The following is a 24,029-nucleotide window of genomic DNA, read 5'->3' as shown; positions in this document are numbered from 1 at the left end:
TGTACGGGCGAGATCTGCTGGCGTACAGGAGTCCGGCCGGCTGTGTGGCAGAGGGCGAGAATCTGCCCGCCCTCTGCCATGCTTCCTGCGTGAAGAGCCTACGATTCTTCCGCGACCTGGGTCTGAACCGGTTCCGGCGTCGGTGTCGGACCTGCGCGACGGTTCTCCTGGAACCAGTGCAAGGCGATCAACAGCAAGGTCGGAACACCCAGCAGGGCGGTGATCAGGAAGAAGTTGTGATAACCGAATTTCTCCACCATGACCCCTGAATAGCCGCCAATCAAGCGGGGCAGCAGGAGCATGATCGAGCTGAGCAGGGCGTACTGGGTGGCGGAGAACTTGAGATTGGTCAGGCTCGACAGGTAAGCGACAAATGCAGAAGTCGCCAGGCCCGAACTGAAGTTATCCAGTGAAATGGTGACAATCAGCATCTGCAGATTGGCCCCCATGTCCGTGAGCATCAGGAACAGCAGGTTAGTGCCGGCCGATGTCACACCGCCAATGAACAGAATGGGCAGAATGCCGAAACGCACGATCAGCAGGCCGCCCATGCCGGCGCCGACCAGTGTCATGATCAGGCCGAATATCTTGCTGACGCTGGCAATCTGATCCTTGGTGAACCCCTGGTCGATGTAGAACACGTTGGCCATCACGCCCATGACCGTATCGGACATCCGATAGGTGGCGATCAGCCCGAGCAGCAGCAGGGCTTGCCAGCGGTAACGCAGGATAAAGTCGTTGACCGGCGTCAGCACCGGCGCCAGGCCACGGCGGCCCATGGCCGACAAGCACAGGCCGGTAAGCGTGATATAGAGGATCGCCCGCAGGAACGCGCGGTCTTCGAGCAACAGGTCGAGCACGCTGACGCCTTCGAACAGTACGCTGGCGAAGTCAGTGTTGTAGAGCTGGGTGAACATGGCCGGTACGGACACCAGCAGCACGATAAGTACAAACACTGAGGCCAATTGATGCGCAAAGCTATAGCGCCCGGCCTGAAGTTGGGTTCGCAACGGCACCGGCGGTTCACGCATGAAGAGGGACGTCAGCAGTGCCGGGACCATCAGTGCGCCAAACAGCAGGTAAGTGCCGGCCCATGCCGAATGCTTATAGTTGAAACCGGTGGAGCCGAAGCCTTCGGCGAAGAACAGGGCGCCGGCGGTGGCCAGCAGTGCGGCAATCCGATAGCCGGACATATAGCTGGCGGCGAGCGCTGCTTGACGGCTGTCTTCAGCGATTTCCAGGCGATAGGCGTCGACGGCGATGTCTTGCGTCGCGGAGGCGAAGGCGACAACCACTGCAATAGCGATCAGCCAGGACAGATGTTTCTGCGGGTCGCAGAAGCCCATGCCGACCAGGCCGAGGATCACCAGCGCCTGGGACAATACCAGCCAGGAGCGTCGTCGACCGAGCTTGCCGAGCAGTGGCAGGCGCCATTGGTCGAGCAGCGGGGACCAGACCCATTTAAAGGCGTAGGCCAGGCCGATCAGGCTTGCATAGCCGATGGTTTCGCGGGCAACACCGGCCTCGCGCAGCCAGACTGAAAGCGTCGAAAACACCAGCATGTAGGGCAGGCCGGCGGCGAAACCAAGCAGTAACAGCACGAGCGTCGAGGGGCTGGCATAGGCGGCGAGCGCGGCGCGCCAGGTTTTACGGGGCATGGGCTGGAGTCTGCCTCAAGAATTACGGAAACAAAGCGCGCACTCTAACCGCTGTGCTCTACCGGGCGCCAGCCATGGCGCTGAATATCAACACGATTGTTCAGGATACTGATGCCTTCCATGCGCAATCGGGCTCGTTGTTCATCCCCCGAGGGGCTGCCCACGGGCAGGCTGATTCGTCCGCCGGCACCCAGCACGCGGTGCCAGGGCAATTTGGTGTCGCCGGGCAATTGGCTCAGTGTGCGCCCGACCCAGCGGGCAGCACGACCCAATCCCGCCAGCTCGGCGAGCTGACCATAACTCACGACTTTGCCCTCGGGCACTTGTGCCAGGGTCAGGTAGAGCGCCGTGCGTCGGATTTGCGCTGCGCTTTCGGTTTCAGAGGTTGAATCGGTCACGTCCCGGGCTTCCTGAAAAAATGCGCATTGACCGTCTGTAGAGTAAATCCTGGATCGCCTATTGAGAAATGAACTCCATAGAAATAGTCGGGTCAGTCCTTGTCAGGGCCTTATTCGTAAGGATAATGCCGACTTTTTTTCGCAAAGTTGAGCCTTCGATTCGCTTATGTTGTCCAGAACCTTGCTGTGCCTTGCTCTCGTCATTGCTTCCACTCCCTTGCTTGCCGATACCGTCTGGTTGAAGAACGGTGACAAATTGAGCGGCAAAATCACCCTCTTCGACGGTGGCAAGCTGTTGATCGAGACCCAGTATGCCGGGGCGGTTCCAATTGACTGGAAAGAGGTCAAAACCCTGGAAAGCGATCAGCAAATGCTCGTCAAGCAGGATGCCTACACCGGCGAGAAGGCCAAGTCGCTGCACGCGGCAGAAGATGGCAAAGTCACCCTGGCCAACGGCGATGGCCCCAAGACCGTGGAGCTGGCCAGTATTCAGCAGATGCTCAAGCCCAAACCGGTGGTCGAGGATCTGGTGTGGAAAGGTAATGTCGACATGGCGCTGGATTATCGGCGGGCCGAAAAAGATACCGATGATTATGACGTCGGCTTCAAAACCAGCGCGCGTCACGGTCGGTGGCGTCATACGGCGGAAGGTGAATACAACCGCGAGTTCCAGGATGACGTCGTTACCACTGATAACTGGCGTGCCGAATATTCTCTCGACCGCTTCCTCACCGAGAAGTGGTTCTGGCAAGGTCGTTTGAACTATAAGCGCGACAAGGTCGAAGAGCTTTCCCGTCAGCGCACCATCGGCACCGGCCCCGGTTATCAATTCTGGGATAACGAACTGGGCGCCTTCTCCTTGGGTTCGCTGCTGAATAACACGGATTATGAGTATTCCAACGGCAGAAAGGAAAACTTCTATTCCTTGGCGATGAAGTGGGACTACAACCGTTATCTGGTCGGCAAGAAGGTCGAGTTCTTCACCAATGGTGAGGTCGGAAAACCATTGTCGGGCGTGGCGGATTACGCCCTCGATGCCGAGGTCGGCCTGCGCTACAAAGTCACCGATTGGGCGTCGCTGAACCTGAAGGCCGAGAGAGATATCATCAGCGGCAGCGATGAGGCTGACCTGAGCAAAACCCGATACACCGCAGGGTTTGGCGTGGCCTGGTAACACGCTGAAAGATCAAAAGATCGCAGCCTTGGGCAGCTCCTGCGCGGGATTGAGGTACGTCCTGTAGGAGCTGCCGAAGGCTGCGATCTTTTTTTGCCCGGCAAAAGCATAGCTCCCGCTTAAGGGTGTAATGCTGTTCACTTAAGAGTCTTGAGTCAGTGAGTAACCTGTGGCGAGGGAGCTTGCTCCCACTTGAGTGCGTAGCGCTCACAAAAATCGGCGATTGTTATCAGATTTTTGGGGCCGCTACGCAGCCCAACGCGAGCAAGCTCGCTCGCCACAAAGGTAGGCATGACTGAAGAGTCGCGCTTAAGTGAACAGCATTACGCCTAAGGGCGGGGCTTTTTACCAGATGGATTGTTCTCTAGTCCTCAGTTAATTCATTCGCCTGCATTCGCCTTGGCGTTCACCTGACTCGTAGTGACACTCGAGAGTCAGGCTGCCGTCTTGTGCCCAGAAACGGCCAATACCCTGCGTCAGGTCATCCCGGTATGCAACTGACGTGTTCATCTGTCCGTTGTCGTACCAAGTGCGAAGCGACCCTTCAAGTTTGCCGTCCTTGTAGGTCTTTTGTTCCTTGAGTTGGCCATTTTTGTACCATTCCTTGAAGTCGCCTTGCTCGCGGCCCTGCTTATCCCACTGCCATTGCACAGTTTGGATGCCTTGGTCATTCCAGGTGGCGTAGCTGCGCCGCACGTTTTGTTCGTCGTTGAAGACTTTCTGTCGTACTTTTCCGTTGGGGTGATACTCGGTGTGCCAGCCCAGCGGTTTGCTGTCAACGTAATCCCCGCTGTGTTGGAGTGTGCCGTCTGGGTGATAATGCGTGCTCGGGCCGACCATTTTGCCCTCGACATACTGTCCGCGATGCTTGATCTGGCCGTCGGGGAAATACCCAAAAATGGGTCCGTGCAATACGTCGTTGCGATAACTGATGCGGCCGATTAGTGCGCCGTTCTCGTCGTATTCCAAATATTCGCCATCCACCCGTTTGCCTTGGCGCCAGTTGTACGACTCCGATATCTTGCCATTGTCGTGGTAAACGGTCTGCCAGCCTTCCAGCTCGTTGTTTAGATAGCTTTCGCGTTTGATTACGGTGAGGTTCTCAGAATACGTCAGTGCCTTGCCTTGGCGCATGCCATTAGCGTCGTGCTGATAGCTTCGGCGGAGCTTGCCGCTTCGGTAATAGCTTCTGTAGGCATGGACTGCCTTACCTGAAACAAAATCCTCGGCATCGACGAAATATTCATGACTCGGAGTTTGGGTTTCGACATAGAAGATCTGTGCTGCCCATGCCTTGCGTTTGCTGTCGTAGTCCATTGGCATCTTCAGGTAGTAAGACGCTTGCCCTTGACCTATGGGTGAAAAATCGCGATTCAGGTACTGTTTTCCATCCACAAGGGATGCCATGAGTTCACCGCATGCTTCAGGCGTACAGGGGCGCACCTTCTCGAGAAACGCTCGTTTGCGTTCGCAGGCCGAATGTGTAAGTAGAAGAGGGGTTTTCTGATCGATTAGTTGCTGGATTTCGTCGAGGGCTCGGCGAAACGAATCGTTGGGGATGCCCGCAGACTCGGGGGTCATGTAAACCTCATTGCTCCCGCAAGCATGAGGAGTCGAAAGCGTCAAAAGTGCCGCTGCTCTTAGCTGAATAGGGGCGTGACCATTTACCTCGGGCCCCTTCGCCAAATAGGTTGCTCGAGGGTTCATGCCGACAATTACTGTCGGATGCTCAGGAGGCGTTTCCGCGTGGGTTGTGAGTGGCTGTGTGAGGATCAGCAGCGCGGTGCCGAATGACTTCCAGGAGATGAATTGCATCCTGCTTCTTCCATGTGATTTTCCAGGGCGCGAATCATATAGAGGTGAAGCGGAGATAGGGCGATGCAAAACATTCAGGCACAAAAAAGCCCCGCTTTTGAGGGCGGGGCTTTTTACTAAAGCAGTTACAAGTTAGATAACTTGAACTTCTTCAGCTTGCATGCCTTTCTGACCGCGGGTAGCGATGAAAGAAACCTGTTGGCCTTCTTTCAGGCTTTTGAAGCCGTCGGATTGGATAGCTTTGAAGTGAACGAACAGGTCGTCACCGGATTGTGGAGTGATGAAGCCGAAGCCTTTTTCATCGTTGAACCACTTAACGGTACCGGTTTGGCGATTAGACATGGTGTAACTCCTTGAACAAAGATAACTGCGACGCAGGAAGAACCCTGGCCGAGACTGAGTGCAAAGAGCAGGAAAAATTCTTGTAGATGGTTGGATCGAAATTCAACATATCGTGTAGAGATTCTCAGTGACACAAGCAGCACAGTGGCGCCACCTTAACCCTTTTTCCGGAACGTGCCAATGGTTCGTGCGAAGGTTTCTCTGTTTTCATGACTGACGGTGCATCGAATGGCGGTGAAGGCCCTGAATTCACGGGGGATCGTCGAGAATTGTCTCCCGGACTTTGAACCCGGAGCGCCTGCCCGGTAAGATGCCGGACAGAATTTTTCCACCTCGCTATTCAGGACACCCGCCATGAGCATCAAATCGGACAAGTGGATTCGCCGCATGGCGCAAGAGCACGGCATGATCGAGCCCTTCGTCGAGCGCCAGGTGCGCGGCAGCGACGATAGCCGTGTGATCTCCTACGGCGTGTCCAGCTACGGCTACGATGTGCGTTGCACCAATCACTTCAAGGTGTTTACCAACATCAATTCGGCGATCGTCGACCCGAAAAACTTCGATGCTGGCAGCTTCGTCGATATCCACAGCGACGTGTGCATCATTCCGCCGAACTCCTTCGCTCTGGCCAGCACCGTCGAATACTTCCGCATCCCGCGTAATGTATTGACCATTTGCCTGGGTAAAAGCACCTACGCGCGTTGCGGCATCATCGTCAACGTCACGCCGCTCGAGCCTGAGTGGGAAGGTCACGTGACCCTGGAGTTCTCCAACACCACCAATCTGCCGGCGAAAATCTACGCGAACGAAGGCGTGGCGCAGATGTTGTTCCTTGAGTCGGACGAAGAGTGCGAAGTCTCCTACAAGGACCGTGGCGGCAAGTACCAGGGCCAGCGTGGCGTGACCCTGCCGCGTACCTGAGTCAGCCGTCTGACAAACCGTTGGAATTCCTGAGCGGGCGTACACTCTATGGAATGTACTGCTCCGATTCGCGCAAGGCGGATCGGGCCATCGCTCAGGAGTGCTTCATGAAGATCGATCCGCGAATAAGTGCCGAACTGGCAAGGCTTGAGCCCAATCAGGTTGGCGTGCTGGCCTGGTCCTTGTTGGCACATCCGCCCGTCAGCATGGCAGGGGGCATCCCCGGCCAGCCTGATCCTGACACCCCCAACGAACAACCGACAGAACCTGGAGAGCCCACCCTGCCGGATGAGCCGCCTCCTGCGCCTGTTGCCTGATACCTGTAGGAGCTACCGAAGGCTGCGATCTTTGGTGGGTTGCGAGATTTCACAGCCGAAAAGCCAGATCAAAAGATCGCAGGCTTCGCCAGCTCCTACAGAGCGATCTGTAGGGGGGGGCGAAACCTGCGATCTTTTTATTTCAGGTTGCCGCTCAAGAACTGCTTCAGTCGCTCGCTCTTCGGATTGCCCAGCACATCCTCCGGCGCCCCTTCTTCTTCCACCAGCCCCTGGTGCAGGAACAGCACCTGGCTCGATACCTTGCGGGCGAAGCTCATTTCGTGGGTGACCATGATCATGGTCCGGCCTTCTTCGGCCAGGCCCTGGATGACCTTGAGCACTTCGCCGACCAGTTCCGGGTCGAGCGCCGAGGTCGGTTCGTCGAACAGCATGACTTCCGGTTCCATGGCCAGCGCGCGGGCAATGGCTACCCGTTGTTGCTGACCGCCTGAAAGGAACGCCGGGTACTGATCCGCCACGCGTGCCGCCAGGCCAACCTTGTCGAGGTAACGTCGGGCACGGTCTTCGGCCTCTTTCTTGCTGCAACCCAGTACCCGGCGCGGGGCCATGGTGATGTTTTCCAGCACTGTCATGTGGCTCCACAGGTTGAAGTGCTGGAATACCATGGCCAGGCGGGTGCGGATTCTTTGCAGTTCATCGTCATCGGCGACGCGCATTCCGTGACGGTCGTGGATCATGCGGACCGTCTGACCGTCCAGGCTCATGGCGCCGTCGTTGGGTTGTTCGAGAAAGTTGATGCAGCGCAAAAAGGTGCTTTTGCCCGAGCCGCTGGCGCCGATCAGGCTGATGACGTCGCCGGTTTTGGCCTTGAGCGAAACGCCTTTGAGCACCTGATGATCGCCATAGCTTTTATGCAGGCCTTCGATGGTCAATTTGTACATGGGGCATGCATCCTCAAGGCGAAAGTAGGTAGCCGCTGCGATAGGCTTCGGTGCCCGCGACGTGGGCGATCACCATGCCGGCAGTGGCCATGCGCCGCAGCGAACGGGCATACATCAGCCCGGCGGCGGTGCAATGAACAGGGGTGACGCGATCATTGATCGGGTCGATGATTTCGGCAATCAGTTGCCCGGCCTCCAGGTATTCCCCAGGCAGGGCAGTGAACACCAGCAGCCCGCCCACCGGCGTCGCCACCGGTTCGACGCCGGCCAGCGGTGTGGCCGGGTAGGGCAGTTCGGGTAATGGCGCCGGCTCACCGGCAATCGCGCCGAAATGAATCAGATAATCGATCAGCGCCTGACAGTCGAGGCTGGCCAGCGGGTGATTGACGTCACCCTGGCCGCGCAATTCGACGGTGACTGAAAAACTGCCCGGCGGAATCTCGAACTGCTCGCCGAAGCGCTCTTTCAGCTGCCACCAGAGCAGGGTGAAGCATTCATCGAACGATTGGCCGCCAGAATCGGTGGCCAGCAGGCTGGCTTCGGAACCGATGTAGCGCGCCAGCGGCTCGACCTGCGGCCAGGCCTCAGGCGTGGTGTAAAGGTGCGCCACGGCTTCGAAATCGCAATGCAGGTCCAGCACCATGTCCGCATCGCAGGCCAGCCGTTGCAGGGTCAGGCGTTGGGATTGCAGCTGCGTGGCTGCGGTCTGCCGCGCCAACGCCTTGCGCAGGCTGTCGCGGATCAGTTCGAGGTTACGTTGCGGATCGTCGCCGAGCAGGCCTTCGATCTCGTTGCCGACTTCTTCACTCAAGTCGACGAACCAGCGATTGAAGTTCTGCCCGCTTTCCAGCTCGTAGCGGCCCAGTGGAACGTCCATCAACACTTGTTCCAGGCCGACCGGGTTGGCCACGGGCACCAGCACGATTTCGCTGCGCAGCCGGCCGGCGGCTTCCAGCTCCGCCAGACGTTGCTTGAGGTGCCAGGCCACCAACATGCCGGGCAATTCATCGGCGTGCAGGGAGGACTGGATGTAAATCTTGCCTTTGGCCGACTGCGGGCCGAAGTGGAAGCTGTGAATCTGTCGCACGGTCCCCGGCAGCGGGGCCAGCAGGTCATGAATCTGGTGGCGCATGTACGAATTGTCCTAGTGAGTCGGCCCGAGGAAGGCCAGCCATCGGCGTTCGGCGAGACGGAACAGGCCGACCAGCGCAAAGGTAACGGTCAGGTAGATCAGCGCGGCGATGCCGAACGACTGGAATGTCAGGAAGGTCGCAGAGTTCGCATCGCGAGCGACTTTCAATACATCCGGGATGGTCGCGGTGAATGCCACGGTGGTGGAGTGCAGCATCAGGATCACTTCGTTGCTGTAGTAAGGCAACGAGCGACGCAAGGCCGACGGCATGATCACATAAGCGTAGAGCTTCCAGCCTGACAGGCCGTAGGCCTTGGCCGCTTCGACTTCACCGTGCGCCATGCTGCGAATCGCCCCGGCGAAGATCTCCGTGGTGTAGGCGCAGGTGTTCAGGGCGAAGGCCAGGATCGTGCAGTTCATCGCATCGCGAAAGAACGCATCGAGTACTGGCTGAGCACGCACGGCGGCCAGGCTGTAGATGCCGGTGTAGCAAATCAGCAACTGGATATACAGCGGCGTACCCCGGAACAGGTAGGTGTAAAACTGCACCGGCCAGCGGATGTAGACCTTGGGCGAAACCCTGGCGATGGACAGCGGGATCGACACCAGAAAACCGATGAAGATCGAGGCGCTGAGCAGCCACATGGTCATGGCCAGGCCAGTGATGTTGTAGCCGTCGGTATAAAGGAAGGGTTTCCAGTATTCCTGCAAGAGTTCGATCATCGTACGGCCTCCCGGGAACCGGCGGCGTAGCGGCGTTCGAGCCAGCGCAGGACGACGTTGGAAGCGCTGGTGATCAGCAGGTAAATCAGGGCTGCCAGCACCAGGAAGTAGAACAGTTGATAAGTGCTTTTACCGGCGTCCTGCGCGGCTTTGACCAAATCGGCGAGGCCGATGATCGAAACCAGCGCGGTGGCCTTGAGCATTACCATCCAGTTGTTGCCGATGCCTGGCAAGGCGAAGCGCATCATTTGCGGAAACACCACGAGACGAAAACGTTGGCCGCGTTTGAGGCCATAGGCGGTGGCGGCTTCAACCTGGCCCCGCGGTACGGCGAGGATCGCCCCACGGAAGGTTTCGGTGAAGTACGCGCCATAAATGAAGCCCAGGGTGATGACCCCGGCGCTGAACGGGTTGATCTCGATGTATTCCCATTCCATGAAATCGGTAAACGAGGTCAGCCAAGTTTGCAGGCTGTAGAAAATCAGCAGCATCAGCACCAGGTCGGGCACGCCGCGAATCAGCGTGGTGTAGAGCTGGGCCGGTACGCGCAGCAGTTTGACTTTTGACAGCTTGGCACTGGCGCCCAGCAGGCCGAGCAACACGGCCACCAACAGCGACAACACCGATAATTTGATGGTCATCCAGGTGCCTTCCATCAGCAACGGACCGAAGCCCTGGAGGCTGAAGGCAGAAAGCCCCAGGCTTTGTAATAGGTTTTCGAACATAAATCAGCAACCTGATCGGGTGAAAAAAGCGCCCATCGCGAGATGGGCGCCGGGCATTATTTGCCGCTGTACAGATTCAGATCGCCAAAGTGTTTCTTCTGAATGGTGGCGTAGGTGCCATCGTCGTGTAACGCTTTGATACCTTTATCCAAAAGCGCCTTGAGGTCTTTGTTACCTTTAGAGATACCGACCGCTGTTTTGGCTGGCAGCAATTCGCTGTCGACTGGCTTGCTGACTTCGTAATCGGCGCCTTTTGGCGACTTCAAGAAGCCCAGTTCGGCTTGCAACATGTCCTGAATGGCTGCGTCGAGACGGCCGGAAGTCAGGTCGGAATACACCTGATCCTGGTTCTGATAGGCCTGGGTTTTCACGCCGGCCTTGTCCAGCACGGCTTTGGCATAGGCTTCCTGAATGGTGCCTTGCTCGTAACCGACGGTTTTGCCCTTCAGCGAAGCGACATCTTCAGTCAGGCCGGAACCTTTCTTGAACACGTAAGCGGTTGGGCCGGAGAACAGCTCGCTGGAGAAGTCGATGACTTTTTCGCGGGCCGGGGTGACGGTCATCGAAGAGATCACACCGTCGAATTTATTGGCTTTCAAGCCCGGAATCATGCCGTCGAAATCGCTTTCGACCCATTTGCACTTGACCTTCAGCTCGGCGCAGATCGCATTGCCCAGGTCGATGTCGAAGCCTACCAGGCTGCCGTCGGCTGCTTTGGACTCGAACGGCGCGTAAGAAGGGTCAACGCCAAAACGCAATTCTTTGTATTCCTTGGCCAGCGCGGAGCCAGCAGCCATGCACAACGCCAGTGCAGAAAGGGTCAGCAATGCTTTTTTCATTATTCAATCCCTAAGAACCAATATGAGCGCTTGTGGCGCAGAAGTACTGTTACTGGAAAGCGTAAGACCTATTAAAAGTAGCAATTTCCGAACCAGAGTCCCGAACAAGCGTTTAAAAGGTAATACAAGAAGTGGCAAAGCGCGATCTATGCACGAAAACGGGCATCGCCAGATTCTTGCGCCAGGGTGGTGCCAAGTGTGGGGAGCCTAATGCCTGATCAGTTAAGCCACAATCCATGTGGGAGCGGGCTTGCTCGCGAAGAGGGCGTGTCAGTCGACATTAATGTTGCCGGGCACACCGCTTTCGCGAGCAAGCCCGCCCCCACAGGTTCTGCAACTTCACTGACCTGCATTGGGGCAGCAGGATCAGGTCAGGTGAGCAAATCCTGCAATGTCGCCAGGCTGTCAGCGTCCTCCACCGACTTGTCCTGCCGCCAACGCAGCATCCTCGGAAACCGCACAGCAATTCCGCTCTTGTGCCGTTTCGACAGGGCAATGCCCTCGAATCCCAGCTCAAACACCAGGGTCGGCTTCACACTGCTCATCGGTCCGAATTTTTCCACCGTGGTCTTGCGTACGATGCTGTCGACCTGACGCATTTCTTCGTCAGTCAACCCGGAGTAAGCCTTGGCGAAAGGCACCAGCGTTCGCTCGCGGGCAGAGGGTGGGCCGTCCCACACAGCGAAGGTGTAATCAGTGTAGAGACTGGCCCGACGGCCATGACCCTGTTGGGCATAGATCAGCACCGCATCGACGCTGAACGGGTCGACTTTCCATTTCCACCACACGCCCATGTCCTTGGTCCGTCCGACGCCATACAGCGCATCGCGGGCCTTGATCATCATGCCTTCGACGCCCAGTCTGCGGGAGGCCTCTCGTTGGCGGGCGAGGTCGAACCAGTCTTCACCGGTCAGCACGGGCGAGCTCAGTAACACCGGGTTTGCGCAGGTGAGGATGAGTTGCTCCAGCTGAGTGCGGCGCGTGACTTGAGTCTGGTTACGCCAATCCTCACCCTGCCATTCCAGTAAGTCGTAGGCCTGGATGACCACGGGCACCTCATCGAGGATTTTTTTGCTCAGCATTTTACGGCCGATCCGCTGTTGCAACAGGGCGAAAGGCTGCACTGAAGGAGACGATAGCGATTGCGCGTCGAAGGCATCCTCGGTAGACGGTTGCGCGGCTTTCCAGGCGACGATTTCACCGTCGATCACCGTGCCATCGGGTAAGTCATGGACCAGGCTCTCCAGTTCGGGGAAGCGTTCAGTCACCAGTTCTTCACCTCGCGACCAGATCCACAAGCGCCCATCGCGCTTGACCACTTGAGCGCGGATGCCGTCCCACTTCCATTCCACCTGCCACTCACTGGCCGGCCCGAGCAGGGCGTCGAACTGCTCGACCGGGTGCGACAACCCATGGGCAAGGAAAAACGGGTACGGCTGGCCACCCCGTTGGGCATGCTCATTGGGTGATTCGGGGGCGATCAGCTTCAGGTAACTGGCGGCGCTTGGGCGGTTAGACAGATCGGTGTAACCCACCAGCCGCTGGGCCACGCGTTTGCTGTCTAGCCCAGCCATCGCCGCCAGGGCGCGGGTAACCAGCAACTTGGAGACACCGACACGGAAACTGCCAGTGATCAATTTGATGCAGAGCATCAGGCTTTGGCGATCCAGTTGTGCCCACAGGGCGGGCAAGCATTCGGCGAGGGTCTGCGCAGGCGCGTTACGCAGCGGCAGCAGTTTGTCTTCAATCCACACCGCCAGCCCGTCGGTCGATGTGTGGCGCGTTTCGGGCAGCACCAGCGAGATGGTTTCCGCCAGATCACCGACGGCCTGATAACTTTCTTCGAACAACCAGGGCGAGAGTCCGGAAAACGCTGTTGCCATTTCCCGCAGCATTCGTACCGGCACCAATTGCCGAGGTCGTCCACCGGACAGAAAGTACACCGCCCAGGCGGCATCTTCGAGCGAGGCTTGGGCGAAATAGTTCTGCATCGCCGTCAGTTTGGCGTTGCTCGAGGTGGTGGCATCGAGTTCGGCATACAAGTCGGCGAAGGCTTTCATGCCAGCACCTCGGCGCCCTCGGGTTCGAGAACTGTGGTGTCTTCATCATCGCCGTATTCGGTGCTGAAACTCATGGCATCGAGGCCTAGTTCGCGCAGATGGCGCACCAACACCCCGATTGAACCATGGGTGACGATCACGCGTTCGGCTCCGGTTTGTTCGATGGCCCAGAGCAGGCCGGGCCAGTCGGCGTGATCGGACAGCACGAAACCGCGGTCCACGCCGCGCCGCCGCCGTGTCCCGCGCAATCGCATCCAACCGCTGGCGAAGCCATCGCTGTAGTCACCGAAACGCCGTATCCAGGGGCTGGCGCCAGCCGAAGGTGGTGCGAGGACCAAGGCCTTGCGCATCATCGGGTCATGTTTTTTTACTTCGCCGGAATAGATCGTTGGCGGTAAATAGATGCCGCTCTCGCGATAAATCCGATTGATGGGTTCAACCGCGCCATGTACCAGAATGGGGCCGAGGCTGGCATCGATGCCATGGAGAATCCGCTGTGCCTTGCCGAAGGCGTAGCAGAGCAGCACGCTGGTTTTGTCGACTGCGGCGTTGGTCTGCCACCACTGATTGATCTCGGCAAAGATTTGCGTCTGGGATTGCCAGCGGTAAATCGGCAGGCCGAACGTCGATTCTGTGATGAACGTGTGACAGCGCACCGGCTCGAACGGCGCACAGGTGCCGTCGGGCTCGGTCTTGTAATCCCCCGAGGCGACCCAGACCTCACCGCCGTATTCCAGTCGTATCTGGGCCGAGCCGAGTACATGGCCCGCAGGGTGGAAACTCAGTTTTACGCCGCGGTGCAGCAACTGCTCGCCATAGGGCAAGGTTTGCAGATTGATGTCCTGGCCCAGGCGCGCGCGCAGAATGCCTGCACCCGATGCCGCCGCCAGATAATGTTGATTGCCACGGCGAGCATGGTCGCTGTGGGCATGGGTGATGACCGAGCGTTCGACCGGCTGCCATGGATCGATATAGAAATCACCAGGCGGGCAGTACAAACCTTCAGGACGGGCGATAACAAGGTCCATATTGTTACCCAAATGGAGAGGCCTGTTAGCTAGGAGGTTTGCGCGTGGCGAGAAGTTCTATTTTTTTCAAGGAAGGATGGTGGGGTTAAACAGGCCGCTATCGCGAGCAGGCTCGCTCCCACATTTAATCGAGTTCTGTCAGAAAGAATGCGATCAAATGTGGGAGCGGGCTTGCTCGCGAAGACGGCGGTACATTCAACAACAATGGGACCGGCAGCATGCTTTCGCGAGCAATCCCGGTCCCACTCGAGGTTACTTGCCAGGCGTCAGCGTCAACCGCGTCTTGCCATACACCTTGTCAAAGTTCTGCGGCTGCATTGGCAGGCTCATGTATTGCCCCTTGAGCCATGGATCGACGCTGTCGAGATAGTGCGGGCTGGCCGGGTTGCCGGATTGACCGGTACCGTTCTGGCCCATCAGCGGTTCGGCCTGGCCGAAATCGACGATAAAGCGCATGGCCGGCGCCAGCGTGGTGTTGAAGTCCTGACCCCAGGTGAACGCGGCGGTGTTGAGCGTGGTGTGGTCGCCGCCGGCTGGCAGCGGACCGCGCACGGTCTGGCCACTGGCGTTCTTCCACTCGTAGCGATGCAGTTTGCCCCACTGCCAGGCTTTGTGATCGCCACCCAACTGGCTGTCACCCGCGCTGATCGCGGCCGCCAGGCTACGGGCGAGGATCGTCGGTTTGTCTTCTTTCTGCGGGGTGCGCAGATCGTCCCAGAACGGACTGTCCTCACGGCCCAGCAGATGATCAGCCTGCGCCGCGTAAGACAACTTGCCGTTGGCGATAAAGGCTTTCCACGCCGGGGTGCTTTCCGGGCCGAGTTCGTCGAGGAAAATCTGCTTAGTGCTTTCCTGCAGGAACAGCTCGTAGATCGCCGCGTCGGCGGAGGTCGGGCTGAGTTTGCCGTCGAAAGCCATCAAGCGCGTGTAAGCCTCGCGCGCCTTGCCGCGATCAGCCTCCGGCAGCGCTTCGATGGCCTGTTTGAGTGGCTGAGCCATGCCCGGCGCTTCAAACACCTTCTTCAGCTTGGCGGCGAAGGTGGTGGTCTGATCGTATTGCATGGCGATCAGGCTACGCGTGTCGTGTTTGCCCACGCCCGCCAGTTCGGCCATGCGTTCGCCGCGCTCCGGCGCCGACCAGGAGTTGGACAGCTGCATGCCGTAGCCATGGGGAATGACCCGCTGGTTGGCGGTGCCGAGCCAGCCTTGGGCCGGGTCCTGGTCATACGGATGGAGCATCGGGTCGGCGTAACCGTCCCAGTCATAGCGACCTTCCCAACCCGGCGATGGCAGCAAGCCTTCGCCTTCGCGACGGTTCGGGTAGCGACCGGTGACTTGCCAGCCGATATTGCTGGCATCGGCAAACACCAGATTCAGCGCAATGGCGCGTACTTCACGGCTGGCGTCCGAGGCTTTCTCGACGCTCTGCGCTCGAGACAGATCGAAAAAGGCGTCCAGGGTTTTGTCATCGGTGAAGTTCGGCGTCTGCAAGGCCAGGCCGAAACCATTCGCCAACGCGGTGCCTTGGGCGCTGTTGAGCAACGGCCCGTGGCGGGTTTCGTACACCGCTTCGCGAATCGGCTTCTGGCCTTTGACGAAGTAGGTTTCGTTGCGCACGATCGCCGGCTGCCATTTGCCGCTGACTTCGTAGGAAAGGCCATTGCCCTGACGTTTGATTTTTTCCAGGAACAGGTCCTGGTTGTCGCCCATGACCGTGGTCATGCTCCACGCCACTTTGCCGTTAAAACCACCGAGCACCATGGGTAACCCGGCAATGGTCACGCCGGAGGCCTGGTATTTCGGCGCGCGAATCTGCACGTAACTGAACAGTGACGGCACGCCCAGCGGCCCATGACTGTCGCTGGCCAGCAGGCTTTTGCTGCTGCGACTGCGTTGCGGAGCGATCGCCCAGTTGTTCGAAGACGTGGCCCCCAACAAGTTCAGGTCGGACAGTTGGCCCGTGGCTTTATTGATTTCGCTCAGCCCCGGGATTTGCCCGTTGAGCTTGATGCCCTGAAGTTTTTCGGCTTCAGCGACCGGCAGTTTTTCATCGGGTGCGGACGGCGCAAGCCACGCCAGCTTGTCGGTACTGACGGTCTGGGCCAGCATCAATAAGGAGATTTCTTCCGGCAGGTTCGCCGATTGACTGAAATTCAGCAGGCAGAAAATCAGCGCTGAATCTTCAGGTTTCCAGTATTCCGGTTTGTAGCCAGTGGCCGCGAGGTCCGCAGGCAGTTTGTCGCGGTAGCGGAACAGGTAGGCGTTGACCCCACGGGCATAGACTTCGAAGAAACGTTTGAGGCGCGGCGAAGAGGCCTTGTACAGCTCACCCGCGCTTTTCTTCAGATTGACTGCACGCATGTAGCGGTCGGCATCGAGCAGGTCCGAACCGGACATCTCCGCCAGACGGCCCTGGGCCAGCAAACGCAGAGTGACCATTTGCGTAATGCGGTCGCTGGCGTGAACGTAGCCGAGGGTGAACAGTGCATCGTGGAAGCTGTTGCTCTCAATCAGCGGCATGCCCATGGCGTTGCGTCGAATCGAAACATTCTGCGCCAGACCCTTGAGCGGTTGCACGCCGGAGGTCTGCGGGAGGGTGTCCTGGGTGTTCCAGGTCTGACAACCAGTCAGGCTCAAAACACTGGCCACTGCTGCGGCAACGCCGAACCGGGGAAGTAAATGTGTGAGGGCTGGCGAGGCCATGGCAAAGCTCCTGCGGGGGTAGTGGTGCCCCGCCTCGAAAGTCGCTGTTCAGTGTTGACGGCGTCTAATGTCGTCAGACTGCGTTGCCGCTCCTCGCCATAGCGGGCTATGACTCGTCGCGGCGCCTTGCCTGACAACATTAGCCACTCGCCAAAACTGAACGGACTTCCGAGGCGGGGCACAATAAAGGCGCTACGTTAGTGAGCAGGAGGTGGCCGCGCAAGCGGGGTACAGATCTTATTTCGGGATTTAATTGTTAAACCCAAAAGATCGCAGCCTTCGGCAGCTCCTACGGGTGTACGCCGATCCCCTGTAGGAGCTGCCGAAGGGTGCGATCTTTTGATCTTTCTCTATCAGGATTTCGGTGGATTAATCTTTGCCACTAGCGCATACGCCTTCACCGTCGCCGGGCGGTTCTGGATGTGGTTGAACCAACGCAGCACGTTGGGGAAGTCTTCCAGGTTCTGGCTCTGCCATTTGTGAGAAACGATCCACGGGTAGATCGCCATGTCGGCAATGCTGTATTCGCTGCCGGCAACAAATTCATTGTTGGCCAGTTGCTTGTCTAGCACCCCGTAGAGACGGGCCGTTTCGTCGATGTAGCGCTTGATCGCGTAAGGGATTTTTTCCGGTGCGAATTGGCTGAAATGATGATTCTGCCCGGCCATCGGCCCCAGGCCACCCATCTGCCAGAACAGCCATTGCAGCGCTTGCTGGCGCCCGCGCAGGTCTTTGGGCAGGAACTTGCCGGTTTTCTCCGCCAGGTACAGCAGAATAGCCCCCGACTCGAACAGCGACAGTGGAGCGCCGCCATCGGCCGGCTCATGATCGACGATGGCCGGGATTTTGTTGTTCGGCGAGATCTTCAGGAACTCGGGTTTGAATTGGTCATTCTGGCTGATGTTGATCGGGTAAACGTTGTACGGCAGGCCGGCTTCTTCCAGGAATATCGAAATCTTGTGGCCATTTGGGGTGGTCCAGTAATACAAGTCGATCATGAAGTACTCCAAATCAAGAGACATCGTCAGGTACGGACAGCGACCGTCGGCATCAGATCGTCCTGTTTGCGTTTGATGGCTTGCCAGTAGCAAGAGGTGATGCTGAAGTGCGGGGAATTCAATGCCCCGGCAGGAGAAAAGTCGGCATGGAGCTCAAGACAAACGCAGCGCTGATCATCATCGATCAACAAAAAGGCATCCTGCATCCCAAACTGGGTCGTCGAAACAACCCTCAAGCCGAAGAGCGCATCCTGGAATTGCTGGGACATTGGCGCCGAACCGGGCGGCCGGTGATTCATGTGCAGCACCTGTCCCGCTCAGAGGATTCAGTGTTCTGGCCGCAGCAATCGGGGGTTGAATTTCAGGAGCGTTTTCAACCATCGATGGGTGAGTGGCTGATTCAGAAGCAGGTGCCGGATGCCTTTTGTTCGACGGGGCTGGAAGCGCGTTTGCGCGAGGAGGGGATCGATCAGTTGATCATCGTGGGTGTGGCGACCAACAATTCGGTGGAGTCCACGGCGCGAACGGCCGGGAGTCTGGGGTTTGAAGCGTGGGTTGCGCAGGATGCGTGCTTTACCTTCGACAAGGCGGATTTTTTCGGTAACGCCCATTCAGCCGAGGAAGTGCATGCGATGTCGCTGGGTAATTTGCATGGGGAGTATGCGACGGTTGTCGGCACAGCAGAAATATTAACGGCTGGCTGAAAACCTGTGGGAGCGAGCTTGCTCGCGATAGCGGTCTAACGGCCAAATTGATAGTGAATGTGCCGCCGTCTTCGCGAGCAGGCTCGCTCCCACAGGGATCTTTTGTGAACCACAAAATTGTGAGCACCGCCGATCAAATGTGGGAGCGAGCCTGCTCGCGATAGCGATTCAACAGGCGAAAAAGATATCCGCCCGAAGCATCAAGCGCCGTGGCACTTCTTGAATTTCTTGCCGTTGCCGCATGGGCAAGGGTCGTTGCGGCCGACATCTTTCAGGGCGTTGCGCACCGGTTCCTGGTGGGCGTGACCGCAGTTCGGGCCGTGGACATGGCCATGGTCGTGATCATGGTGGTCGTGATGGTCATGATCGTGGTTGCAGTCAGGGCCATGGACATGAGGTTGCTGGGTCATCGGGGTCACTCCGGAATTAAATCGGCGGCGATTATCACGCCATTGCGCGCCAGGTGCACGTAGTGCGCGATGAATATACCGGTTTCCAGTTCACCTTCCAGACGATAGGGAATCGGTTGGTCGGGTTTTTTCAGCAGTTTCACCAGCTCCCGAACCTTGGGCCACAGGTTGGTGCGGATCGGCACTTTAAAATAAGCGCTGCGTTTGGGGCCGACCGTGAACCAGTGTTCGTGCTCACCTTCGGCCAGCAGGATGTCCCCGAGGTGAATGCGATATTCCAGGGCGCGCACCGTCAGGTCCTGGTCATTGGGATTGTCGACGCGAAAGTGCAACAGGAACTTCTGCTCCAGTAGTTTGGCCCGGACCACCTCGACCTTGACCAGATGCACTTGTGGCTCCGGCAAGTCGTCGCCGAACCACGACGCGCAGCCGCCGAGCCCCAGAAACAGGAGCAGGGTGAGCAGCTGTAAAGCGCGCCGTTGACGGGTCATGGTGAGGTATCTCCCTTGAGACCCAGTCTAGCCTTAAAAAGATCGCAGCCTTCCGCGGCGCCCATAGGCGCGTAGGAGCTGCCGAAGGCTGCGATCTTTTTGCGGTTGATCAACTCAAGCGCCGAAATAACTCGCGCAACACTTCTTGAACTTCTGCCCGCTGGCGCACGGGCACGCATCGTTGCGCCCGGCCTTGAGTGGCACGGTGGGATCGATGAAGTACCAATGGCCGGCGTTTTGTACGAATGACGAACGTTCGCGGTGACTGTGTTCGCCGCTGCTGTCGTGCCAGCGAGCGGTGAAGGTGACGAAAGCGTGCTCCGGCTGACCGCCAAAGACCTCGGCGCTTTCCACCTCAAGGCCCAGCCAGGTGCTTTGGGCGCTCCAGTCGCTGATCGACTGGCGATCCAGGCCGGCCTGTTGTGCGGGCAGAGTGGTCGTCACCAGATAGTCGATCAGCCCCAGTACATAGGCGCTGTAGCGCGAACGCATCAAGACTTCGGCGCTAGGGGCCGAATGGCCGGCATGGTAATGGCCGCAGCAGGCATCGAGCAGCGTGCCGCTGCCGCAAGGGCAAATGGATGTACTCATTGCGTTACCACCAATATTTCCCGAAGTTTTCCGGATTGGCCCAGAAGCGTGAGTTCAGCCAGTCGGGCACCTGTTTATAGTCAAGCAGATCGTAGGTGAACAGGGTCAGCACTTGATCGTCGCGCTGGAAGCGTTCGCTGGCTTGCAGCGCCAGGGAGAAAAAATCCGTCTCTTGCCAACCGCATGCCGGCAAGTCGGCCAGCACCGCAATGCGACTGGCATTGAGGTTGCGTATTCCGCCAAGCAGATTCAGGCCGTCGCGCTTGGGCAAGTGCTCGAGGCAATCGACCACCAGCGCCAGGTCAAACCGCTGCGCCGCCAGCTCGGCCGGCAGTGGCCCGGGCGCCGCAAAGGCGACGATGTTGTCCGGGTGGGCGAGCTTGAATGCCTCAAGCGCGGGGAATTCGCTGGCGCCAATCAGCAACAGACGTGCCGGGGCATAACGATCAAGCAAAGCGGCCAACGCCTGTTGGGGCGTGCGCGAAGAGATACCTGCAATCATCGAAGATCCTCAATCAGAACGCCAAGACTAGCCTGCCCCAACGTCCGGGCCTAGTGTCCTGTCTTGCGGGTATTGCCAAAAAGCGCCGATCTTCAGTGAACATGGGGCAAAACAGCAATGGCCTATTGCTGGCGGAGATTAAAAGACGGGTCTTTACTCCCTAGAATCGGTTTTAAGCCGATCCCTCAGGAGAAGAACTAGATGAGCATAATTCGGACAGCATTACCCTTGGTTCTGCTAACCAGTGTGTTGACTGGTTGCGCAGGTTTGCAGAAAACCGACTGGCCGACCTGTGCGGCGGTCGGTGGTGTCGTCGGTGCAGGGCTCGGCGCGACCGAGAGCTCGGCATGGGCGGGGTATGGTGCGCTGCTGGTCGGCGGCACGGCAGCAGCCTGGTGCTGGGTGCATGGCGATGGCGACGAAGACGGCGATGGTGTGCTGGACAGCCGCGACAAGTGCCCGGGTACACCTAAAGGCGTGCGGGTCGATGCCGACGGCTGCCCTCCACCAGCGCCTGCGCCGGTGGTTGAGGAAACGGCGGTGGTCAAGGAAGAAGTCATCGTTATCCGTGATGTGCACTTCCAGTTCGACTCGGCCAAGCTCACCCCTGCCGATAAAGACGTACTCAACACCATTGCCACGCGCCTGAAACAGGAGTCCTCCAGCACCCAACTGACCGTGACCGGTCATACCGATAGTGTCGGCAGCGATGCCTACAACCAGAAACTGTCGGATAGACGCGCCCATTCGGTGGTGGAATACCTGATTTCCCAAGGCGTGCCACGCAGCAGTTTCGTGACTGTGACCGGTGCCGGTGAAAGCCAGCCGGTGGCCGATAACAAAACCGCTGACGGCCGTGCGTTGAACCGTCGCACGGAAATCAAAATCAACCGCTAGATCCCTTGTACTCCGCGGCTTGTACAGTCGCGGATGCGGGTCTTTACTCCTGTGTGACCGGTATGGGCCGGTGACACAGGAGCATTCACAATGAGCGTTCTCACAAGGACCGTCTTGCCGGTTCTGTTGCTTGGCAGTCTTCTGACCGGTTGTGCGACTCACAGCGATGGCACCGCCCCCCTCAATCAACGTACCTGGCCGATCTGCAGCGTCATAGGCGGACTGGTCGGCGGCGGTTTGGGCGCAATTGAAAGCGGTGGCTGGGCAGCGGGTGGAGCGGCGCTCGGGATCTTGACCGGTGGCCTGATCTGCTACGCCCAGGATGGCGATGAAGATGATGATGGCGTCTTCGATCGACGTGATCGCTGCCCCGATACACCCGCCGATACGCCTGTCGAACATCACGGTTGCCCGCTGCCGCAATACCCGGCCAGCGTGAAACCTGTTGAACCTCCGGTATCCGAAGTCATCACCCTGAACGGTAACGTGCTGTTCGCTTACAACCAATCCGAGCTGATGCCCGAAGCGCGCAGTCAGCTGGATTCGCTGATGGCCAAGTTGCAGAGCGCCGATGTGGTGAGCGTCAAAGTCGTCGGTCATACCGACAGCCAGGGGTCGGATGCCTATAACCAGAAACTGTCGGAACGGCGTGCCAGCAGCGTGGCGGCCTACCTGTTGAGTCAAGGGCTGGCGCCGAACAAACTCACTAGCGAAGGCCGGGGCGAAAGCCAGCCGGTGGCCGATAACGACACGGAAGAAGGGCGGGCGCAAAACCGTCGCGTGGAATTGCACATCAATCGCTGAGCCGTGTGATAGAGCCGTCGGACGACCATTCAGGTTGTTTCGGCGGCCAAGTGGCGACCTTCTGGAAGAATTTTTTGTTGGCCTCTGGCTTATCCCGCGCGTAAGCCGTTACTGTGCGCGCAAAGAATAATTCTCAACGGGGGCGCGTATGAAGGTGTTTTGGGGGCTGGGGAAGTTGTTGACCCTGCTGTTCTGGCTGGTGGCGCTCGTCAACCTGCTCATACCGTTTGTTCATCCGCTGCACCTGTTGGTCAATCTGGCGGGCAGCGTGTTGGCAGGGCTCCATCTTCTGGAGCTGGTGTTTTGCAACCGCAGCCTCAAAGGTCGAGCCCACCCTTGGCGTGATCGTCTGAAGATCGTCTTTTTCGGCGTTTTCCACCTGCAAACCATTCCGGCCCCGGCCGCTTCGAAGGCCTCCCATGCGTAAACTCTGTCTGCTCGCTGCACTTATCAGCCCATTGGCCTGCGCGCAGGTGGTGAGCGTCGAAACCAACTCGCTGATGCGCTTGCCCAACACGGCCAGTACCTTGCAACTGGAACGGCTGGAAGTGGCCGATTACGGCACTTTGCTCATTCCCTCGAACGTGACCGAAGTGACGGTCGGCGAGCTGCACCTGGGACGTGACGCGCGGATCGCCATTGTGCCGAGCGAACAAGCTCTGGCGTTGAAGGTCAGCCGTGCCGAGTTGGCAGAAGGTAGCCAGATCACTGCACGGGGCGCGCCGGGGACATACCTCAAGGCCGCCCGCTCCGGACGCAATCTGGATTTGCAGATCAAAGCGTTGAACGCGCCGCAATTGTCGGTAGACGCTCGCGGTGGCGCGGGTGCTCCCGGGTTTGTCGGCCTTGATGGGGCCAACGGTCAAGCACCGGGTTGCACCTGGGGCCAGGCCGGACGCGGCGCTGATGGCAGCGATGGCAGCGATGGCCAGCCGGGCGCGCCTGGGGCGCTGGTTCGGCTGGAAGTGCCACGTGATTACCCGACGGAGCAGATCAAGGTCGAGGTTGCAGGCGGGGTGGGTGGCGCGGCAGGGCCGGGGGGTAAACCTGGATCGGGCGGCAAGGCCAAGGGCTGCATCGTCTATAAAGCCGATGGCGGCAAGAGCGGTCGTCCCGGTGCCGATGGCCAGGCAGGGCCTGCGGGGGTGGCGGGTTCGGTGAGCATTCAGCGGTTGTAAGAACCGGCAACAACTCTGTGGCGAGGGAGCTTGCTCCCGCTGGGTCGCGAAGCGGCCCCAAATCCGGCGATCTTGTTCTTTCGGAACGTGCGCAGTGATTGATTTGCGACTGCTGCGCAGCCGAGCGGGAGCAAGCTCCCTCGCCACAGAGACTACATCTTCCTCAGAACATCGGCCGAGCCGCAGCAATCGCCACCAGCGCCAACCCCACCATCAGGTTAATCCCCACCAACCGACGAATCCTACCCAGCACCGCTGCGCCCGTCGGCCAGTCCTGAGCCGCCACCGCCGTGCGCAGTTCCGGCAGCAACAACGCCTGAATCCGGATAAACAGCGCCGTCATCACCACATACAATCCCATCATCACCTGCACATACCGCGGCGCGGCTTCAAATCCGGTGAACTGCAGATGAATCATGCCCACGCCGCTGATCGGCAAAAGCACCACCGCGATCCAGACCCAGCGGAAAAAACCTTGAAACACTTCTACCCACAGCTTCAACCGGGCAGGGCCTTCCAGCGCCTTCATCGCCGCGGGGCGCAGGACCATCCAGGCGAAAAACATGCCGCCGACCCACACCAGGGCGGCCAGGACATGCAGGGTATAAACGATGCCAAAAGGTGTCATTGAGGTACTCCGTTCTGCGCGGGATTGATTAGCGGGGTATGATAGCGGCCGATCCGAACCACTGAAAATTTATCCAGCATTTTTTGCGC

At 58.6% G+C, this 24,029-nt stretch carries 26 protein-coding genes; 8 read left to right on the top strand and 18 right to left on the bottom strand.

Annotation, left to right across the window (positions count from 1 at the left end; translation table 11 throughout):
* Positions 1–98: 98 nt before the first annotated feature.
* Positions 99–1,658, bottom strand: a complete 1,560-nt coding sequence (locus BK662_RS30090; protein ID WP_123360587.1) for an AmpG family muropeptide MFS transporter — start codon at positions 1,656–1,658, stop codon at positions 99–101.
* Between the two features lie 44 nt (positions 1,659–1,702).
* Positions 1,703–2,056: an MGMT family protein gene (locus BK662_RS30085; protein WP_123360586.1), complete on the bottom strand. Its 354-nt coding sequence runs from the start codon at positions 2,054–2,056 to the stop codon at positions 1,703–1,705.
* Positions 2,057–2,222: 166 nt separating this feature from the next.
* Between BK662_RS30085 and BK662_RS30080 the strand changes: the two genes are divergently transcribed.
* Entirely contained in the window at positions 2,223–3,230 is a 1,008-nt protein-coding gene (locus BK662_RS30080; RefSeq protein ID WP_123360585.1) for a DUF481 domain-containing protein, read from the top strand.
* A 375-nt stretch (positions 3,231–3,605) separates the two neighbouring features.
* Here BK662_RS30080 and BK662_RS30075 read toward each other — a convergent pair whose 3' ends face one another.
* Positions 3,606–5,045 carry a toxin-antitoxin system YwqK family antitoxin gene (locus BK662_RS30075; RefSeq protein WP_259695967.1) on the bottom strand — a complete coding sequence of 480 codons (1,440 nt, stop codon included), beginning with the start codon at positions 5,043–5,045 and terminating at the stop codon, positions 3,606–3,608.
* Between the two features lie 132 nt (positions 5,046–5,177).
* The gene (locus BK662_RS30070) at positions 5,178–5,387 is read right to left on the bottom strand and encodes a cold-shock protein (protein WP_002554837.1); all 210 of its coding nucleotides are present in this window, start codon (positions 5,385–5,387) and stop codon (positions 5,178–5,180) included.
* A gap of 354 nt (positions 5,388–5,741) precedes the next feature.
* Between BK662_RS30070 and dcd the strand changes: the two genes are divergently transcribed.
* Both dcd and BK662_RS30060 read left to right on the top strand, forming a co-directional pair.
* Positions 5,742–6,308, top strand: a complete 567-nt coding sequence (gene dcd / locus BK662_RS30065) for a dCTP deaminase (protein ID WP_007904652.1) — start codon at positions 5,742–5,744, stop codon at positions 6,306–6,308.
* 107 nt (positions 6,309–6,415) lie between these two features.
* Positions 6,416–6,625: a hypothetical protein gene (locus tag BK662_RS30060; protein WP_008060697.1), complete on the top strand. Its 210-nt coding sequence runs from the start codon at positions 6,416–6,418 to the stop codon at positions 6,623–6,625.
* Between the two features lie 137 nt (positions 6,626–6,762).
* Here BK662_RS30060 and BK662_RS30055 read toward each other — a convergent pair whose 3' ends face one another.
* The 9 genes from BK662_RS30055 to BK662_RS30010 form a co-directional block, all read right to left on the bottom strand.
* Complete coding sequence (locus BK662_RS30055; RefSeq protein ID WP_123360584.1) at positions 6,763–7,527, bottom strand: ABC transporter ATP-binding protein; 765 nt, start codon at positions 7,525–7,527, stop codon at positions 6,763–6,765.
* A gap of 13 nt (positions 7,528–7,540) precedes the next feature.
* Positions 7,541–8,659: a succinylglutamate desuccinylase/aspartoacylase family protein gene (locus tag BK662_RS30050; RefSeq protein WP_123360583.1), complete on the bottom strand. Its 1,119-nt coding sequence runs from the start codon at positions 8,657–8,659 to the stop codon at positions 7,541–7,543.
* Between the two features lie 12 nt (positions 8,660–8,671).
* The gene (locus BK662_RS30045; protein ID WP_123360582.1) at positions 8,672–9,382 is read right to left on the bottom strand and encodes an ABC transporter permease; all 711 of its coding nucleotides are present in this window, start codon (positions 9,380–9,382) and stop codon (positions 8,672–8,674) included.
* Positions 9,379–10,107, bottom strand: coding sequence for an ABC transporter permease (locus BK662_RS30040; RefSeq protein WP_123360581.1), 729 nt, complete (start codon positions 10,105–10,107; stop codon positions 9,379–9,381). Before BK662_RS30040 ends, BK662_RS30045 begins: the two co-directional genes overlap by 4 nt.
* A gap of 56 nt (positions 10,108–10,163) precedes the next feature.
* Complete coding sequence (locus BK662_RS30035; RefSeq protein WP_123360580.1) at positions 10,164–10,946, bottom strand: transporter substrate-binding domain-containing protein; 783 nt, start codon at positions 10,944–10,946, stop codon at positions 10,164–10,166.
* Between the two features lie 371 nt (positions 10,947–11,317).
* Complete coding sequence (locus BK662_RS30030) at positions 11,318–13,006, bottom strand: ATP-dependent DNA ligase (protein WP_123360579.1); 1,689 nt, start codon at positions 13,004–13,006, stop codon at positions 11,318–11,320.
* A complete protein-coding gene (locus tag BK662_RS30025) occupies positions 13,003–14,034 on the bottom strand; it encodes a ligase-associated DNA damage response exonuclease (RefSeq protein WP_123360578.1) in 1,032 nt (343 codons plus the stop codon). The genes BK662_RS30030 and BK662_RS30025 overlap by 4 nt, the downstream gene beginning before the upstream one ends.
* Positions 14,035–14,286: 252 nt before the next feature.
* Entirely contained in the window at positions 14,287–16,737 is a 2,451-nt protein-coding gene (locus tag BK662_RS30020) for a penicillin acylase family protein (RefSeq protein ID WP_123360577.1), read from the bottom strand.
* A gap of 353 nt (positions 16,738–17,090) precedes the next feature.
* Positions 17,091–17,735 carry a glutathione S-transferase N-terminal domain-containing protein gene (locus tag BK662_RS30010; protein ID WP_123360576.1) on the bottom strand — a complete coding sequence of 215 codons (645 nt, stop codon included), beginning with the start codon at positions 17,733–17,735 and terminating at the stop codon, positions 17,091–17,093.
* Between the two features lie 146 nt (positions 17,736–17,881).
* On the opposite strand from BK662_RS30010, the gene BK662_RS30005 reads away from it, so the two are divergent.
* A complete protein-coding gene (locus BK662_RS30005) occupies positions 17,882–18,439 on the top strand; it encodes a cysteine hydrolase family protein (protein ID WP_123360575.1) in 558 nt (185 codons plus the stop codon).
* 200 nt (positions 18,440–18,639) lie between these two features.
* Here the strand turns inward: BK662_RS30005 and BK662_RS30000 are convergent, their stop codons facing one another.
* The 4 genes from BK662_RS30000 to BK662_RS29985 form a co-directional block, all read right to left on the bottom strand.
* Entirely contained in the window at positions 18,640–18,849 is a 210-nt protein-coding gene (locus BK662_RS30000; protein WP_007906737.1) for an SEC-C metal-binding domain-containing protein, read from the bottom strand.
* A gap of 5 nt (positions 18,850–18,854) precedes the next feature.
* Entirely contained in the window at positions 18,855–19,340 is a 486-nt protein-coding gene (locus tag BK662_RS29995; protein WP_123360574.1) for an LEA/WHy family protein, read from the bottom strand.
* 114 nt (positions 19,341–19,454) lie between these two features.
* Positions 19,455–19,931, bottom strand: a complete 477-nt coding sequence (locus BK662_RS29990) for a YchJ family protein (RefSeq protein ID WP_123360573.1) — start codon at positions 19,929–19,931, stop codon at positions 19,455–19,457.
* Positions 19,932–19,935: 4 nt separating this feature from the next.
* A complete protein-coding gene (locus tag BK662_RS29985; RefSeq protein ID WP_123360572.1) occupies positions 19,936–20,433 on the bottom strand; it encodes a DUF6231 family protein in 498 nt (165 codons plus the stop codon).
* A gap of 201 nt (positions 20,434–20,634) precedes the next feature.
* On the opposite strand from BK662_RS29985, the gene BK662_RS29980 reads away from it, so the two are divergent.
* The 4 genes from BK662_RS29980 to BK662_RS29965 all read left to right on the top strand — a co-directional run bounded on the left by BK662_RS29980 (position 20,635) and on the right by BK662_RS29965 (position 23,312).
* Positions 20,635–21,330 (top strand): PA1041 family peptidoglycan-binding anchor lipoprotein, encoded by a 696-nt coding sequence (locus tag BK662_RS29980; RefSeq protein ID WP_123360571.1) that lies wholly within the window; start codon positions 20,635–20,637, stop codon positions 21,328–21,330.
* A gap of 90 nt (positions 21,331–21,420) precedes the next feature.
* The gene (locus BK662_RS29975; RefSeq protein ID WP_123360570.1) at positions 21,421–22,134 is read left to right on the top strand and encodes a PA1041 family peptidoglycan-binding anchor lipoprotein; all 714 of its coding nucleotides are present in this window, start codon (positions 21,421–21,423) and stop codon (positions 22,132–22,134) included.
* 148 nt (positions 22,135–22,282) lie between these two features.
* A complete protein-coding gene (locus BK662_RS29970; RefSeq protein ID WP_123360569.1) occupies positions 22,283–22,561 on the top strand; it encodes a DUF1145 domain-containing protein in 279 nt (92 codons plus the stop codon).
* Entirely contained in the window at positions 22,554–23,312 is a 759-nt protein-coding gene (locus BK662_RS29965; protein WP_123360568.1) for a collagen-like triple helix repeat-containing protein, read from the top strand. The genes BK662_RS29970 and BK662_RS29965 overlap by 8 nt, the downstream gene beginning before the upstream one ends.
* 163 nt (positions 23,313–23,475) lie before the next feature.
* Here the strand turns inward: BK662_RS29965 and BK662_RS29960 are convergent, their stop codons facing one another.
* The gene (locus BK662_RS29960) at positions 23,476–23,940 is read right to left on the bottom strand and encodes a CopD family protein (RefSeq protein WP_123360567.1); all 465 of its coding nucleotides are present in this window, start codon (positions 23,938–23,940) and stop codon (positions 23,476–23,478) included.
* Positions 23,941–24,029 lie beyond the last annotated feature (89 nt).

Origin of the sequence: Pseudomonas frederiksbergensis (assembly GCF_003732275.1) — a bacterium.
GTDB lineage: Bacteria > Pseudomonadota > Gammaproteobacteria > Pseudomonadales > Pseudomonadaceae > Aquipseudomonas > Aquipseudomonas frederiksbergensis_H.
This window is presented reverse-complemented; position numbering and strand designations above follow the sequence as displayed.